15 protein-coding genes are annotated in these 16,769 nt (G+C 42.0%); 4 read left to right on the forward strand and 11 right to left on the reverse strand.

The annotated features are described in order from the left end of the window. Positions 1–33: 33 nt before the first annotated feature. From pyk to dnaE, 6 genes are all read right to left on the reverse strand, one after another. Positions 34–1,794, reverse strand: coding sequence for a pyruvate kinase (pyk, locus tag LCD32_RS12725; protein ID WP_008346071.1), 1,761 nt, complete (start codon positions 1,792–1,794; stop codon positions 34–36). A gap of 27 nt (positions 1,795–1,821) precedes the next feature. Further along, a complete protein-coding gene (pfkA, locus tag LCD32_RS12730) occupies positions 1,822–2,781 on the reverse strand; it encodes a 6-phosphofructokinase (protein ID WP_017358271.1) in 960 nt (319 codons plus the stop codon). A 339-nt stretch (positions 2,782–3,120) separates the two neighbouring features. Beyond that, positions 3,121–4,098, reverse strand: coding sequence for an acetyl-CoA carboxylase carboxyl transferase subunit alpha (accA, locus tag LCD32_RS12735; RefSeq protein ID WP_224563908.1), 978 nt, complete (start codon positions 4,096–4,098; stop codon positions 3,121–3,123). Next, positions 4,083–4,958, reverse strand: coding sequence for an acetyl-CoA carboxylase, carboxyltransferase subunit beta (accD, locus tag LCD32_RS12740; RefSeq protein WP_008346077.1), 876 nt, complete (start codon positions 4,956–4,958; stop codon positions 4,083–4,085). Before accD ends, accA begins: the two co-directional genes overlap by 16 nt. Before the next feature lie 306 nt (positions 4,959–5,264). Continuing rightward, complete coding sequence (locus LCD32_RS12745) at positions 5,265–6,497, reverse strand: NADP-dependent malic enzyme (protein WP_007501712.1); 1,233 nt, start codon at positions 6,495–6,497, stop codon at positions 5,265–5,267. 141 nt (positions 6,498–6,638) lie between these two features. Continuing rightward, positions 6,639–9,974 carry a DNA polymerase III subunit alpha gene (dnaE, locus tag LCD32_RS12750; RefSeq protein ID WP_060781271.1) on the reverse strand — a complete coding sequence of 1,112 codons (3,336 nt, stop codon included), beginning with the start codon at positions 9,972–9,974 and terminating at the stop codon, positions 6,639–6,641. Between the two features lie 137 nt (positions 9,975–10,111). On the opposite strand from dnaE, the gene LCD32_RS12755 reads away from it, so the two are divergent. The 3 genes from LCD32_RS12755 to LCD32_RS12765 all read left to right on the forward strand — a co-directional run bounded on the left by LCD32_RS12755 (position 10,112) and on the right by LCD32_RS12765 (position 11,248). Further along, positions 10,112–10,453 (forward strand): YtrH family sporulation protein, encoded by a 342-nt coding sequence (locus tag LCD32_RS12755; protein WP_007501717.1) that lies wholly within the window; start codon positions 10,112–10,114, stop codon positions 10,451–10,453. Then, positions 10,450–10,953 carry a sporulation membrane protein YtrI gene (gene ytrI, locus LCD32_RS12760; RefSeq protein ID WP_007501718.1) on the forward strand — a complete coding sequence of 168 codons (504 nt, stop codon included), beginning with the start codon at positions 10,450–10,452 and terminating at the stop codon, positions 10,951–10,953. Before LCD32_RS12755 ends, ytrI begins: the two co-directional genes overlap by 4 nt. Positions 10,954–11,062: 109 nt before the next feature. Continuing rightward, positions 11,063–11,248 carry a hypothetical protein gene (locus tag LCD32_RS12765; protein ID WP_008346082.1) on the forward strand — a complete coding sequence of 62 codons (186 nt, stop codon included), beginning with the start codon at positions 11,063–11,065 and terminating at the stop codon, positions 11,246–11,248. Between the two features lie 49 nt (positions 11,249–11,297). Here the strand turns inward: LCD32_RS12765 and LCD32_RS12770 are convergent, their stop codons facing one another. Then, positions 11,298–12,239 carry a DHH family phosphoesterase gene (locus tag LCD32_RS12770; RefSeq protein WP_060781273.1) on the reverse strand — a complete coding sequence of 314 codons (942 nt, stop codon included), beginning with the start codon at positions 12,237–12,239 and terminating at the stop codon, positions 11,298–11,300. A gap of 147 nt (positions 12,240–12,386) precedes the next feature. On the opposite strand from LCD32_RS12770, the gene LCD32_RS12775 reads away from it, so the two are divergent. Continuing rightward, entirely contained in the window at positions 12,387–12,689 is a 303-nt protein-coding gene (locus LCD32_RS12775; RefSeq protein ID WP_008343164.1) for a YtpI family protein, read from the forward strand. A 38-nt stretch (positions 12,690–12,727) separates the two neighbouring features. On the opposite strand, the gene LCD32_RS12780 is transcribed toward LCD32_RS12775, so the two are convergent. From LCD32_RS12780 to LCD32_RS12795, 4 genes are all read right to left on the reverse strand, one after another. After that, positions 12,728–14,050 (reverse strand): CBS domain-containing protein, encoded by a 1,323-nt coding sequence (locus LCD32_RS12780; protein WP_007501721.1) that lies wholly within the window; start codon positions 14,048–14,050, stop codon positions 12,728–12,730. A 144-nt stretch (positions 14,051–14,194) separates the two neighbouring features. Next, entirely contained in the window at positions 14,195–14,878 is a 684-nt protein-coding gene (locus LCD32_RS12785; RefSeq protein WP_035391153.1) for a metal-dependent hydrolase, read from the reverse strand. Between the two features lie 66 nt (positions 14,879–14,944). Then, positions 14,945–15,700: an SDR family oxidoreductase gene (locus LCD32_RS12790; protein ID WP_008343153.1), complete on the reverse strand. Its 756-nt coding sequence runs from the start codon at positions 15,698–15,700 to the stop codon at positions 14,945–14,947. A 95-nt stretch (positions 15,701–15,795) separates the two neighbouring features. Continuing rightward, complete coding sequence (locus LCD32_RS12795; RefSeq protein ID WP_065460847.1) at positions 15,796–16,701, reverse strand: phosphotransferase; 906 nt, start codon at positions 16,699–16,701, stop codon at positions 15,796–15,798. Between the last annotated feature and the right edge of the window lie 68 nt (positions 16,702–16,769).

Here is a 16,769-nt window from a genome sequence, read left to right on the forward strand (position 1 = left end):
GAGAGGAGTCAGATAACTCCCCTCGTGTGTGATTTAAAGGACGCTTGCACGGCCTTTGTAGATCGCTCCGCGTGCTGGATCTACTGTAATCTCTTCGCCTTCTTTTAGAAGTGTTGTGGCACTGTCAAGGCCAACAATCACTGGAATGCCAAGACTGAGCCCAACGACTGCTGCATGGCTTGTTAAACCGCCCTCTTCCGTGATAAGGGCAGACGCTTTTTCTAAAGCACCCATCATATCACGATCTGTGCAGTTTGCGACAAGAATCGCACCATCGTACATTTTTTCCTCTGCTTCTTTTCCGCTTTGTGCAATAACAACCGGTCCAAATGCAGATTTGCGGCCAATTCCTTGACCCTTCGCAATAATGTCACCGACAACATACACTTTCATTAAGTTGGTTGTACCTGTTTCACCAACTGGCACACCAGCTGTAATTACGATTAAATCACCATGTCTTACATAGCCTGTTTCAATTGACTTTTCTACTGCATTCTCAAGCATTTCATCAGTAGATGTCGTTTTTGAACCGCTCTTTGCAAATACACCGAATACGAGTGAAAGTTTTCTTGCCACTGATTCGTTTGCTGTGACTGCTACGATTGGTGCTTTTGGTCTATATTTTGAAATCATTCTTGCAGTATGACCACTCTCAGTAGGTGTCACAATCGCTGCCACATCAAGCTTCATAGCTGTGTGCGCAACAGATTGACCGATCGCATCTGTAATGCTGACCTCTACTTCTTCGCTTCTGCGAGAAAGGATTGCTTTATAGTTAAGTGCTTCCTCTGAACGTGAGGCAATGTTGTGCATTGTTTGCACAGCTTCAACTGGATATGTTCCTGCTGCTGTTTCACCAGATAGCATGATCGCATCTGTACCGTCAAAAATAGCATTTGCCACGTCACTTGCTTCCGCACGAGTTGGACGCGGGTTACGCTGCATGCTGTCCAGCATTTGAGTTGCTGTGATGACAGGCTTGCCTAAACGGTTGCATTTTTTGATCAGCATTTTTTGAACAAGTGGTACTTCTTCTGCCGGAATCTCTACACCAAGATCTCCACGCGCGACCATCAGTCCATCTGATACCTCAAGGATTTCATCGATGTTATCAACGCCCTCTTGGTTTTCAATCTTCGGAATGATTTGAATGTCAGCTGCGTTGTTCTTTTCAAGCAGCTCACGAATTTCAAGAACATCAGAAGCTCGTCTCACAAAAGAAGCTGCGATGAAATCGACACCTTGTTCAATTCCAAACAGAATATCATTGGCATCCTTTTCTGTAATACCCGGCAAGTTCACACTCACACCCGGTACGTTGACACCTTTTTTGTTTTTCAGTGTACCTGTATTCATCACTTTTGTGACGATTTCTTTTCGGTCCTTATTTAACTCTTTTACTTCTAGACCAATCAGACCATCATCTAATAAGATGGTTGAGCCCACTTCTACATCATGAATTAAATCTTCGTACGTCACACTGATTTTTTCAGTGTTTCCCACAATGTCTTCCATACTCACGATAAGATCAGCACCAGCAACTAACTCAATTGAGCCGTTTTCAACTGTGCGTGTACGGATCTCTGGACCTTTTGTATCAAGAAGGATCGCAATGTCCTTGCCTAAAGTTTTACCTGCTTTGCGAATGTTTTCAATACGTGCACCATGCTCTTCAAAATCTCCATGAGAGAAGTTTAGTCTGGCTACATTCATTCCTGCTTCAATCAATTCAGTCAGCTTTTCAATGCTTTCACTTGCTGGACCGATTGTACAAACGATTTTTGTCTTTCTCATTACTGTTCCTCCTAAGGTCTTCTCGTTTTATATAGAGAGCTCTTGTGAAAGTCGGTACATATTTTGATCGACTGTATGCTTTTTATCTAAGATGTCTAAAATATCGTGATGAACGAGTTCGTTGCTTTGAATGCCTACACAGCGTCCGCCTCTTCCTTCAAGAAGAAGTTCTACTGCATACGCTCCTAAGCGACTTGCGAGCACTCGGTCAAACGCACTTGGAGAACCTCCACGCTGAATATGTCCTAAGACAGATACACGCGTTTCAAGGCTTGTCTCCTCTTCAATTCTCTTACCAAATTCGACACCGCTGCCTACGCCTTCTGCGACGATGATGATACTGTGTTTCTTGCCGCGCTCATGTCCTCTTCTCAATCTGGCAATAATTTCGTCCATGTCATAGTCTGCTTCAGGAATCAAAATCGATTCAGCTCCGCCTGCAAGACCTGACCAAAGGGCAATATCCCCTGCATGTCTTCCCATTACTTCCACTACGTATGTACGTTCATGAGATGTGGCTGTATCACGAATTTTATCAATGGCATCAATGACTGTATTTAGTGCTGTATCAAAGCCAATAGTGAAATCAGTACCAGGAATGTCATTGTCAATCGTGCCAGGGACACCTACGCATGGAAAACCGAGCTCTGTTAATTTCTTCGCTCCCATGAATGAGCCATCTCCACCGATGACAACAAGTCCTTCAATACCGAATTTTTTTAAGTTCTCAATCCCTTTTTCACGACCTTCAACTGTCTTGAATTCAGGACATCTTGCCGTGTAAAGTTTTGTTCCTCCACGATGAATGATATCGCCTACTGAACCTATTTCGAGTTTCTCAATTTTACCGTTAATTAGACCTGAATATCCATTATAAATACCGTAAACTTCTACATTATGGTAAATTGCTTTCCTTACAACTGCGCGCACAGCTGCATTCATTCCTGGGGAATCCCCACCGCTCGTTAAAACTCCTATACGCTTCATCTTTTTCACCTCAGAGACCATATATGAATTAAACATACCATTTCCACTGCTTGAAAACAATCATGAGCAAAACCGGATGTTTTCAATACGAATTTCTAAAACCGTACTTATTATACAATTAAATAAAATGTTTTTAAACAAAAGTTAAGAAAGTCATGAAAGCACTTTGTTCAAAAAACAGTTGTTTCAAGTCCTCTAAACCTTGTCAAATCAACGTTTTCAGACGTTTCAAATTTTATGAAAACAAAAGAAAATTATTTTCAAATAGCGCTTACATCAGATCGTTTTGATGAAAAAAGACGAAAAAAATAAACGCCAGCCAAAAGGCTGTACGTTTATTTAGTTTACCCCAATATATTGATTTTCAATCGATACTTTGCCGATTGCTTTGTATTTTTGATATCTTTGTTCGACTAATTCTTCAGGCGATTGTTTGAGCAAAGATGTAAGTGACTCTTTTAATGTTTTTTCAATGTAGGCTGCTTGTTGTTTCACGTCTCGGTGTGCTCCACCTTGCACTTCTTTAATAACATCATCTATAATATCTAATTCTTTTAGGTCTGGAGCGGTAATTTTCATTGATTCTGCAGCTTTTTTCGCAAGTGATGAGTCCTTCCAGAGCAGTGCTGCTGCACCTTCAGGTGAAATCACTGAATATGTTGAGTTCTCTAGCATAAATAGGTGGTTTCCTACGCCTAAGCCTAGTGCTCCGCCACTTCCGCCTTCTCCAATGACAATACAGACAACCGGTACACGAAGTCCTGCCATTTCGAAAAGGTTTTTCGCAATTGCTTCACTTTGCCCGCGTTCTTCAGCTGCTTTACCAGGATAAGCTCCTTTTGTATCAATAAAGCAAATGATTGGACGATTAAATTTATCTGCTTGTTTCATCAAGCGCAATGCTTTACGGTAACCTTCTGGATGTGGCATCCCGAAATTACGGCGCAAGTTTTCTTTTGTGTCTTTTCCGCGCTGATGACCAATGACTGTGACAGGAAGTCCTTTAAACGTGGCAATTCCTCCAACGATGGCTTCATCGTCTCCATAAAAACGATCACCGTGACATTCGAAAAAGTGATCAAACAGCTCTTGAATGTAATCGAGAGTTGTTGGGCGCATCGCATGACGAGCAATTTGTACTCTGTCCCACGGCTTTAAATTTGTATAAATGTCTGTTTCAAGCTTACTCAGACGCGTTTCAAGGCGCTCAATTTCCGCACTTAAATCCATCTCTGAGTTTTGTGTGAACTTTTTCAATTCATCAATTTTCGCTCGAAGTTCAATGACAGGTTTTTCAAATTCTAGTTCTCCAGCCACTCTCGTTCACCTCCTGTGCTGTGTAATGCTAAGATTTGGCCTAATGTTTCTTTCATTTCTGCACGGTGAATCACAGCATCTAGCTGACCATGCTTCATTAAAAATTCAGCCGTTTGGAAGTCCTCTGGTAGGTCTTCACGAATGGTTTGTTCAATGATTCTGCGACCAGCAAAACCAATTAATGCACCAGGCTCAGCAAAGTTGTAATCACCGAGAGACGCGAAACTAGCTGATACACCGCCAGTTGTCGGATTGGTCATCACAGAGATAATCAGACCTTGATCCTCGCTGAACAGCTTTAATGCTGAACTTGTTTTTGCCATCTGCATTAGACTAAGAATCCCCTCTTGCATTCTTGCTCCTCCAGATGCAGTGAAGATGATAAATGGCACCTTGTCCGCTTTTGCTTTCTCAATAGCTAATGTAATCTTTTCACCAACGACTGAGCCCATGCTGCCCATACGGAACGTGGCATCCATGACAGCAATGACAGCACTTTGACCTTTAATTTCACCTTTTCCTGTTACGATGGCTTCATTCAAAGATGTTTTTTCTCTGTCTTTCTGAAGCTTTTCTTCGTAGCCTGGGAAACCGAGCGGGTTCTCAGAAATGAGGTGACCGTTAAATTCTTCAAATGTGCCTTCGTCTACAAGGCTTTCAATACGTTGTTTTGCATTCATTTGCAAATGTCTGCCGCAATTCATGCAAACACGTAAATTTTTATCTAGTTCTTTGGTGAGCATTATTTTTTTACATTGCGGACATTTGGTCATAATGCCTTCAGGCACATCTTGACTTGCCTGTTCAGAGGGTACAGATGCATATTTTTTCTTTTTACTGAAAATATTCTTGATTGACAAATGACTACCTCCCTTTTTGAAGGGTTTTTTCTTTACACGCACATCCACTATTATAGGACATGTCATAACTGTACCGAAACTATTGTACTTTTTTTGTCAAACGCTGTCATCCTTCATTCAATTTTTTCAGTGGGGAATTGATGAGAAATGAGTATAGGTTTGGGGCGCTGAGTAGTTGGTATATGTGAATTGTGAACGTCTACAAAAAAAATCTCATTTAGGATGAAAAAAATTTCGTGTAAGAGAGGAAATGGTGCACGTTCTTCCTCCAAATTCAGAAAGAACGTGCACACTTTTCCAATTCGATTACTCGCCGATAATCGTTAATTTTCTTGTTTTTTCTGCAACAGCTTCTGGGTCTACTTTGATTCTTGAAACGCCCGTTTCCATTGCTGCTTTTGCCACTGCTTTGGCTACCGCTGGCGCTACTCGTGCATCAAATGGTGCAGGGATAACGTATTCCGCTGACAATTCTTCATCTGATACAAGGGAAGCAATCGCTTCAACAGCTGCAATTTTCATTTCTTCGTTAATGTGTGTCGCACGTACATCAAGCGCCCCGCGGAAAATACCAGGGAATGCAAGGACGTTGTTCACTTGGTTCGGGAAGTCAGAACGGCCAGTTCCTACAACACTTGCACCTGCTGCATGTGCATCTTCTGGCATGATCTCTGGGTTTGGATTCGCCATTGCGAAGATGACAGGATCTTTTGCCATTTTCCCAACCATTTCTTTAGTTAAAGCACCTGCTACTGAAACGCCGATAAAGACATCTGCGCCTTCAATCACTTCTTCTAAAGAACCTTCTTTACGATCTTGGTTCGTGAATTTAGCTACTTCATTTTTCACTGCATTCATACCATTCGGACGGCCTTCATAAATAGCGCCTTTTGTATCACACATGATGATATCACGTACACCGAAATGATAAAGAAGTTTGATAATCGCAATTCCTGCTGCTCCAGCGCCGTTTGCAACCACTTTAATTGAAGACATTGATTTTCCAGACAGCTTCAGTGCATTCACAAGTCCTGCCACTGTTACAATCGCTGTCCCGTGCTGATCATCGTGGAAAACAGGAATGTTTGTCTCTTTTTTCAAACGCTCTTCAATGATAAAGCAGTTTGGTGCTGCAATATCTTCAAGGTTCACGCCGCCAAACGTCGGCTCAAGAAGCTTCACTGTTTCAACGATTTTGTCTACATCGTTTGTTGCAAGTGCGATTGGGAATGCATCAACACCTGCAAAGCTTTTGAATAAGACAGCTTTTCCTTCCATTACTGGAAGAGATGCTTCTGCCCCAATGTTTCCAAGCCCTAACACCGCACTTCCGTCTGTGACAACAGCAACCATATTGCCTTTCATTGTATAATCATACACTTTGCTTGTGTCGTCATAAATATCTTTACATGGCTCTGCCACACCTGGTGAGTAAGCCAAGCTCAAGTCTTTCGCATTTTTCACTTGTACCTTTGATTTTGATTCGAGTTTGCCTTGATTCTCTTTGTGCATATGTAATGCTTCTTCTCTTAATGACATGTGATGAACACTCCTTCAAGTGGAAAATGATTTAATGAATTGCTAAGTTGATAAGCACATACTTGGCAGTTTAAATACACAGAATCTTTAAAATGATAACACAATAGGTGAAATTGTAAAACATATTCAAACGATTTGTCATCATTTAATCACAACGTTTTGTTCACCTAGCAGCTCTTTTAACTGGAAAATGACCGCATGATCTGCATGAACTTTGTATGCATCTGGAAGTCTCATCGTCTTTTTTTGCTTTTCATAATACAAATAGACATCTGCTTCTCCGCTGTGCATGGAGATCACTCGTTTCACTTGTTCTAGCAGTTCCTGCGTATGGTTCTCTTCTTTGACTCGAATGTAGACAGATTCTTTTCTTTTAGAGCCCATCTCTTCCAGTAGAACAGCTTCTTGCACGATGATTTGACTGCTCTCATTTCTGACATCTATTCTGCCTTCAACATAAAGCATTGCGCCCTCCTCAAGTAAGGGGGACAGCTTTCTAAATTGCTCTGGAAAGACGACACCTTCCATTTCTCCCGTTTCATCCCCGAATGTGACAAATGCCATCGATTGTCCATTTTTTGTCCGAATCGATTTCACCTTTGTCAAAAGACCACCCATTGAGATCTTTCGCTTTATATAGGAAGAAAGTCCGATGATTTCCACCGCACCATTCTCTCTTAAGCGATCTCGATACGCTTGTACAGGGTGATTTGATAAATATAACCCGAGTGCTTCTTTTTCAAATTGCAGGAGATCAACAAGCGGCAGTTCGTCTATCTCCGCATATTTTGGCTTAATGGAGAACGTTGTATCCCCAAGAAAGTCCAGCTGATCCTCAGGTGTTAAAAATGACACATGGTCTAACGCAATATCTATCGATGCTAATAACGAAGCACGATTTGGATGAAGCTCATCCATTGCCCCTGAGAAAATGAGGGCTTCAATCGTTTTTCGGTTGACACTCTTTGTTGATACCCTTGCGCAAAAATCAAATAAATCTTCAAATGGCTTTTCCTGTCTTGCTCTGTATATATCCTTTACAGCTGACACTCCGACATTTTTGATCGCTCTTAAGCTGTAGCGGATCTCCCCTTTTTCAACCGTGAATGGAAATTCGCTCTTATTAATAGAAGGCTTCAACACAGATATCCCTTTTTCCTTTGCCTCATAGAAATATTGAGCCACTTTGTCTTCATTTCCAATCACACTCGTTAAAAGACCGCACATAAAATATAACGGATAATGCGCTTTTAAATAAGCAAGCTGAAAGCCGATCATGCTATATGCAACAGCATGGCTTCTATTAAAACCATAGTTTGCAAATTTGACGATTAGGTCATAAACGTCATTTGCAATGTTAACAGGATACTCCTTTTTTAGGCATCCTTCAACAAAATGGCTTCGCTCTTCATCAAGCACCTTTTTATCCTTCTTTGAAACGGCTCTTCTTAGTAAATCAGCCTCGCCCAGCTTAAAGCCTGCCATCTTTGCTGCAATCAGCATGATTTGCTCCTGATAGACGATGACCCCATATGTATCCTTTAAGATGTCATACAAATCTGGATGCGGGTAGGAGACTTTCACTCTGCCATGCTTTCGGTCGATAAAGAGCGGGATATTCTCCATCGGCCCCGGGCGGTATAAGGCATTGACAGCCACGATATCTTCTAGACTAGAAGGTTTCAGTCGTCTCAGCACCTGACGCATACCTTGTGACTCCAGCTGGAAAATCCCCGTTGTATCTCCCGCTGATAACAAATCAAACGTTTTCTGATCTTCATATGAAATGTCACTAAAGTTAATGTGGACGTTTTCCTGTCTTTCAATCTGGTTTTTAATGGATTCAATTAATGTTAAGTTTCTCAAACCTAAAAAATCCATTTTTAAAAGACCGAGATCTTCTAAATAATTCATCGCATATTGCGTCAAATACACTCCATCATGGCCTTCTTGAATAGGCACGACTTGTGTGAGCGGCTCCTCACTTAGAACAACGCCGGCTGCATGTGTTGACGTATGTCTTGGTAATCCTTCTACCTTTAAAGCGGTTTGAAACACTCTTTGCAGCTCTTCAGATTGCTGGAGCAGTGTTTTTAATTCTGAGGAGACTGTCACCGCTTCTTTCAGTGTCGTCCCTGGCTTTGATGGGATGAGCTTTGCAAGGCGGTCTGCTGCTTTTGAATCAATTCCCATCACACGTCCGACATCTCTTAAAGCTGCCTTTGCGGCAAGTGTTCCAAACGTGACAATTTGCGCCACATGCATATCCCCATATTTGTCTTTTACATATGAAATGATTTCATCTCTTCTCGTGTCAGGGAAATCGATATCTATATCCGGCATGCTGATTCGTTCAGGATTTAAAAAACGCTCAAATAAAAGCCCGTGACGAATCGGATCGACATCTGTAATAAACAGAACATACGCAACTAAAGAGCCTGCTGCTGATCCCCGGCCAGGACCTGTGACAATGCCATGATCATGAGCATACTTCATAAAATCCCACACAATGAGGAAATAATCACTGAAATTCATTTTTTGAATGATGCTCAGCTCATACTCAAGCCTTTTGATATATGTGTCATTTGAAGCAATCTGTCTTCGTTTCATGCCTTCTTGGCACACTCTTCGTAAAAACTGATCAGCTGTTGATTGATCAGGCGTCGGATAAGTTGGCAGTTTCGTCTGACCAAGATTTAAATCGACCTCACAGCGGTTTGCAATCTCAACCGTTCTTGCCAGCAATTCTGGATCATCACCAAACCACTTCATCATTTCTTCGGTCGATCTGAAATGCTTGTCTCCTTGGTCTTCCTCTATTTCTGATAACTGCTGGCCTGCTTTAATGGCCTTTAAACATGTATATGCGGTTTTGTCCTCTTGATGGATATAGTGGACGTCACCTGTTGCCACAAGCGGGATGTTCGCCCTTTTTGAGAGTTCCCGCAGCTTATGAGACAGCTCTTCGTCCTGCTGAAACGGCTGAACGGCTAAATACACATGTTCCTCACCAAAAAGATCTTTTAAATGGCTCGCTGCATCCCTTGCTTCATCTAGCTGATCATGTTGCAGCAGCGTTTCAATATAGCCGGATACGCCTGGTGTGATGGCAATAAGGCCATGATGATAGGCTTTCAGCCATTTCTCTTTCAGGCCGGTTTTTGACTTTGATTTCAAGACACTGCTAATTTTGATCAAGTTTTGATAGCCTTCATTGTTTTTGGCAAGGAGGATCAAAGGATAAGCCTCTGTCTCTTGTTCATCTATGAAGACAGAAGCTGTTAAACCGATAATCGGCTTGATGCCATGTGTTTTACATTCCTTATAAAATTCAACCGTTCCATACATCACATGGTCATCCGTAAGAGCGAGCGCTTGATAGCCAAGTTCTTTCGCCTTTAATACGAGCTCCTTGACCTTCGCTGCACTGCTCAACAAGCTGTATCCACTGTGGACCTGAAGATGAACATAGGACATGCTTAATCCACTCCTTTCGTCTAAATTCATTCTTTCATTATAAAACGCGATGCGGTGAGAAACAAATGTTCTTTCTTTTCCGCTCGTTCATACTTGTCCAGCACACGCCATATATTGAATAGAGTGAGGTGGGAAAAATGGATGTGAAGGAAGCCTTTATTCCAAACTTTATTAGCTGTTATTTTATCGCACTGGGGGTTATTTTGGGCGGTGCCATTATCGGCGGGGTAGGTGCATATTTATCTGGTCAGCCACCGCTATCAATTATTTCAAGTCTTGCCAACCGCTTAAAAATTTGGGCACTTGTTGCGGCAATCGGTGGAACTTTTGATGCGGTCTATAGTTTTGAAAGAGGGATTTTCGAAGGGAACACACGTGATATTTTCAAGCAGATCTTGTTAATTATCTCTGCTATGGGCGGTGCGCAAACGGGGTATCTCCTGATTACGTGGCTCACTCAGGAGCATGTGTCATCATGAGGGTGCCTGAGCTGTATAAACGTCCAGGCTGGCAGCGTTTTTTTGCTGGGATGATGTTCGGCGCAATTATCAGCTGGCTGATTTTTCTCTTTACGTATGGCACCTTTCAAGAGAAGCAAGTGACACTGCTCAGAAGCCAGCAGCACCATATGGACAGTCTGAAAGAACAAATCACACTCTATCGGGAAGATTTGCATAAATTAAATGAAGACAATAAGCAGCGTCTGCTTATTCAGAGCGTAGACGTTCACCTCGTCAACCGTGAGCAGTACAAAATCCCGGAGCCAGATACCTTGAAATTTGAAGATCAGGTGAAAGAGGATATCTCAGAGGTGATCACAAAGGATATTGAAAGTGTCTATAAAACAAAAGAGCTCTTAAAACGGACCGTGGAAAATAAAGAATATACGATTAGAGAAAAGGCATACCGCGCCAAAGTCACAGAGCTGACCATCTATACAAAGCTTTCGCTTGAAGTGCGTATTTCCTTCGCTGAATAATAGATGATGTGGAATTTTTATGAATTTCTGCACTCAATGATCGCTTTTCACTTGTTATTTTTATACACTAAAAGAAGAACGAGATGATCATAAGAAAGAGGTGAGAACAATGGAGGTTTACAGCTATCGTCAAATGGCACGAGACAAAGCAAGCCGGATTAAAGACGGCATGTGTGCTTATGCTGAGACAGAAATGATGGCCCATTTAATTAAAAAAGAATTAAAGCATCAAAATCTCCAAGCCTATGAAGATTCAACTGACATCGGCTGCTGGTTTATCCCTGTATCCAAGTAACCCTTTTCTCAAAGCTCAAAAAAAGAGAGGGGGACTTGAAGCCCCTCTCTCACGATGATGATTTACATACTTCTTCTAAATCACGCAAAATCTCATCTGCAACTGCCCAATCATATATGGACGCACCGGCTGCAAGCGGGTGACCTCCGCCATGATATTTTTTAGCAATGGTGTTAATGACGACGCCTTTTGAGCGGAATCTCACACGAATCTGATCGTTCTCTTCCACAAAAAAGACCCATGCCTTAATCCCTGAAATATTTCCAAGTGTCCCAACAAGCTGTGAGGCTTGCTGCGCTGTTGTTTGGAACGACTCCAAAATGTCACGTTTAATAAAAACAGAAGCTACGCCATTCTCTGATAAAGAGATATGTTGAAAAATATAGCCATTTAATTTCACGACATTCAAATCTGTCTCATACAATTGATTGAAAAGGTCTGATGATGAAAACGGATATTCGATGAGTTCACCCGCATATTTGAGTGTCTTTTTCGTTGTGTTTGGGAAAAGGAAACGGCCTGTGTCTCCTACAATGCCGGCATAAATGAGTTCTGCCGCCTTTGTATTCAGCTGATATCCTTCTTCTTTCCCCTCTAAATACAGCTCATAAATCATTTCACTAACAGAGCTTGCTTCTGTATCAACCCAAAGCAAATCACCATACGGATCTTCATTCGGATGATGATCAATTTTCATCAGCTTATCGCCCATTGAATAGCGCTGATCATCAATTCTAGCTTGATTCGCAGTGTCACAGACAATGACAAGGGCACCTTTGTACACTTCATCCGGCACATCATCTAATTCATATAAAAATGAAAGGGATGGCTCAGGGGTTCCTGTCGCATAAATATTTTTTTCTGGATAGGTGGCACGCAAGATTTCCGTAAGGCCGCACTGTGATCCATATGCGTCTGGATCAGGTCTTACATGTCTATGAATGATGATGGTGTCATATAATGATATGGTTCTAATCAGTTCTTTTTTCATAAATACTCCTTCTTATGCGATACTCTTTTTATTATTAAATCATAATCTACCCAGACAGAAAAGTGAGGAATAGACAATTTATTCTAGTAAGCAAGCCTATTTACGTTTAAAATAGGGTTGTAACCACTTACAATGGAGGCTTGGCACATGCTTGTTTTGATTGTGTTTATTATTTGTTCTGCCATGTTTTATTTATACTACAAAGCAAAAAATGTCCGTACGAACCGGCCGGTCGAAAAGAAATTCTGGTCTGCCAAATCAAGTATGGCACTTGGCTGCTTTGTCCTGCTCTTCGGTGTGAATCAATTATTTTTAAACCGCTCGTCACTCGCATTTGTCATTGGGTTTGTTTTTGTTGCAGTTGGTATCGGCAGTACATGGGCCGGATATAAAGCCTATAAGCACTATCTTCCGCTCTTTTTAAAGGAAGGCGAAAAAGACCACGCATAATAGAGAAAGGGCGCATTCATGCCGCCCTTTTTTGCCTATTATCCTCTCTCCATCAGCTGCACCATCAGCATCGCTTTGCCTACAATATTTGACTGGTGGTAAACTTCCACTTCCAGTTTTCCAAACTTGCGCCCAACTTCTAAAATATTCGGTTTGATCTGTATCGTGGATTCCATTTGAACTGGTTTTAAGAAATAGACAGAAAGACTTTCTACAATTAGTTCGCCTTTTTTATGAGACTTTAAGAAGCGGTTGGCTGATTCGATTAAAATTTGTGTAAACACACCATACGAAATATTGCCCAGCTGATTTGTCATTTGTGGTGAGACTTCATATTGGTACACCGCATCTGTTTTTGGTTTTTCTGTATCGGCTTCCTTAAATCCTCTAGACACGACATCATCCAGCTTTTCACCGACCTGCGGCTGCTTTTGAATCATTTGCAGCGCCTTCAGCACGTCCTGACGGCTAATCATCCCAATCAGCTTCGCATGATCATTTACAACTGGCAGCACCTCAATACCTTCCCACACCATCATTTGTGCAGCTGAAGCGACAGATGTTTTGCCAATAACGGTCAGCGGATTTTTTGTCATCACCTTTTCAATCGGTGTAGAACGGTCATGGCCTGCAATATCCTTTGAGGTCAAAATGCCGTGTATTTTCATTTGATCGTCTGCTACCGGGAACCGGCCGTGCCCGGTTTCATAATTCTTTTCATACCATTTCTCAAGTTTGTCTTCTGGCGATAAATAGACGGTCCGTTCAATCGGCGTTAAAATATCCTCCACAAGCACAATTTCTTTTTTAATCAACTGGTCATAAATGGCCCGGTTAATGAGAGCCGCTACGGTAAATGTATCGTAGCTTGTTGATAAAATGGGCAGCTCAAGCTCATCTGCGAGCTGAATAATTTCATCATCTGTTGAGAATCCGCCCGTGACCAGCACAGCCGCTCCCGCCTCTAATGCTTGCCGGTGAGCATTGATTCGGTTTCCGACGATCAACAGGTTGCCTGCTGCTGTGTAACGCATCATCGCATCCAGTTCCATTGCACCGATGACAAATTTATTTAACGTTTTATGTAAGCCAGCTCGTCCACCAAGCACCTGGCCATCAATGACATTGACCACTTCCGCATATGTCAGCTTTTCAATATTTTCTTTTTTCTTCTGTTCAATTCGAATGGTACCGACTCGTTCAATGGTGCTCACGAACCCTTTATTTTCAGCATCCTTAATAGCCCGGTAAGCCGTGCCTTCACTGACTTTCATTTCTTTCGCTATACGCCGGACAGAAATTTTCTCTCCGACATCTAATGAATCAATATACGATAAAATTTGCTCATGCTTTGTCGCCAATCCCGTTCACCCTTTTTGTTTTCAGCGTTTTCATCTATATTTCATTATAAAGGCAGGAGGCTTTTAATAGCAATTTGTCTTTTACACGAGCACGATACAGGCAAATAAAAAAGCCGGTAGGGTGCCGGCTTTTGTTTATCATGATTATATATCGATGGATTCTCCGCTGTTTAATACGTGACCCACGCCGCCATGCAAGCTGTCTGCAAAGGCATGAGGATCTTGCTCAATCGGCGGGAATGTACTGTAATGAATCGGTACGACTTGTTTCGCACGAAGCCACTCTGCTGCGATTCTCGCATCGTCTGGTCCCATCGTGAAGTTATCACCTATTGGCAGGAAGGCGAGCTCAATATGATTCAGCTCCCCAATGAGTTTCATATCCGAGAAGAGAGCCGTGTCCCCAGCATGATAAATTGTTTTACCTTCAGCAGTAAATAAAATACCGGATGGCATCCCTGTATACGTAATCGTTTTGGATTCTTCATCAATGACCGCTGAGCCATGGAACGCTTGCGTCAGCTTGACTTTACCAAATTCAAATTCACGTCCGCCGCCTATAGAAAGCGGGTGCGTTTTTACCCCTTGCCAGCCTAAATAAGTGGCAAGTTCGAATGGCGCAATCACGAGTGCGTCATTGTTTTTAGCGATTTCAATCGTGTCTCCGACGTGATCTCCATGCCCGTGCGTGAGCAAAATCACATCTGCTTTCACATCTTGCGGTTTGATATCCGTGTGCTTATTTCCATTTAAAAATGGATCAATCCAAATATGGTATCCGTTTGTTTCAATGTGTACGACTGAATGTCCATGATATGTAGCTTTCATGTAAATATATCCACCTTTCGAATTTGATCTCATTTTGTCTATTCCCTCTATAAAAAGCTGAAAAACTTAGTGCCTGTGAATGACATTAAGACCACCTGTTGCTTCAATGACGGTTCCTGTAATGAGGTCTGAACGGTCATCACATAGAAATGAAATGATACGACCGATATCCTCTCCAGTACCAGACCTGCCTATTGGCGTTTCATCGTCTTTGATTTGGCGGGCTTCCTCTATTGTCGATTCTTTCATGTCTCCAACGATTTTGCCTGGACACACCATATTAGCGGTGATGCCGTTTTCGGCTTCTTCAATCGCAATGGTTTTCGTCAATGACGCAAGGCCCACTTTTGCCGCTCCAAAGGCTGATCTGTGCATCCATCCTGGCGCATGGTCTGCACCTTGGAAGCCATATGTGATAATCCGGCCAAAGCCTTGTTTTCTCATCATAGGGATCACCATTCGGAACAAATGGAACACTGCGGATAGGTTGCCTTCCATCATTTGATACCATTCGTCTTCAGAGTAATCCGCGAGTTTTTTTCGTTCAAAAATATAAGGTCCAGCATTATTGATCAAGGCATCAATCCGCCCAAATCGCTCTGCTGCCAGCTCGACCATGTTTTTTAAATCTTCTTTGTTTGTCACATCGCCTTGGACAAATTGAAGCTTTTCTTCGTATTCTTGCAGTTCTTCTTTCATCTGCCGGACAGCTTCATCATCACTTCGATAATTCACTGTCACAGAATACCCCATATTCAGTAAAGACTCGGTGACTTTCCTGCCAAGTCCTTTAGAACCCGCTGTTATTAATGCGTGTCGCACACAATCTCCTCCTAAAACAAAGGTTGCAAGTTCATGTGTTTCTTTTATTATCTTTACTTTACTATAAACCGGCTCCCTTCGCACTTTTGAACCCTTTAACAATGAGGGGAAAACCGTATAGGGTGATTCATCCACTTTTTCATATCCCATGAACCATGGATATCGAGAAGCAGCGAAACAAACCGATAGCATTCTCTCACCTCATGAAGCTGGCGAGGAAGCGGGCAAATCTCTTCATATCCTAATTGAACCGCTTGTGCAGCTTCTTTCGTCAAAAGGTATTCGAGTGCAATAAAATCAAACGCAGCTGGTCCAAATACGACATATTCCGTATCAACTAGACTCGCCACTTGATCATCGTCTTCAATATATTGCGATGGGTCTAAATCAATTAAAATGAGACTGGCTGAATCAGGAGGACTTAGCGTTTCAAGCTTTTGCTGCACCTTTTCTGCATAATCCTGATATTCAGGCTGATCAGCGTAATAGCGGCTGATAAGTTTGGAAACTGCCTTTTTTAACAGCGCATGGAATTCTCTCAAATGTCTCTTTTCTCCCACGTATACTGCTCCGAAAAAGGTTGTTTGATATGAATGAAGATGCGCTAGTTTCCTCCCGTAATCCCTATAGAATTGTGCTGAACGGCCCTCAAAAGATGTTAAAGGGATTCCTTCTACTTTTTCCATGACATAAAAGTGTTTCCCCGCCTTCTTCACTTTACGAACAACTTTCGGAATATGAAAGGAATTCGTATGAGCCAGCTTTTCATTGATTTCATCAAGATGCTCTTGTACAGTACGGGCATCTACTCCATAAATCATGTTGGTCCCATACACAAATTCACTTTCTTCTCTTGCAGTTTTTGGAGATTTCACTACATATTCCGTTTGGTCTTGTAAGGAAATCAGCCACACATCATTAGCCCTGCCGTCGTATGGTTCTCCTAACGTTTTCACTGATACGATAGGCTGATCAAACAAAGCCTGCAGCGTTTTCTTCATGAACTGTTGTCACTCCTTATTCAGCTTGACACTGGTATGCTTTCATTTTCTCCAGTGAAGATCAATCT

This window comes from Bacillus sp. RSS_NA_20 (genome assembly GCF_020165915.1).
Classification (GTDB): Bacteria; Bacillota; Bacilli; order Bacillales; family Bacillaceae; genus Bacillus; species Bacillus altitudinis.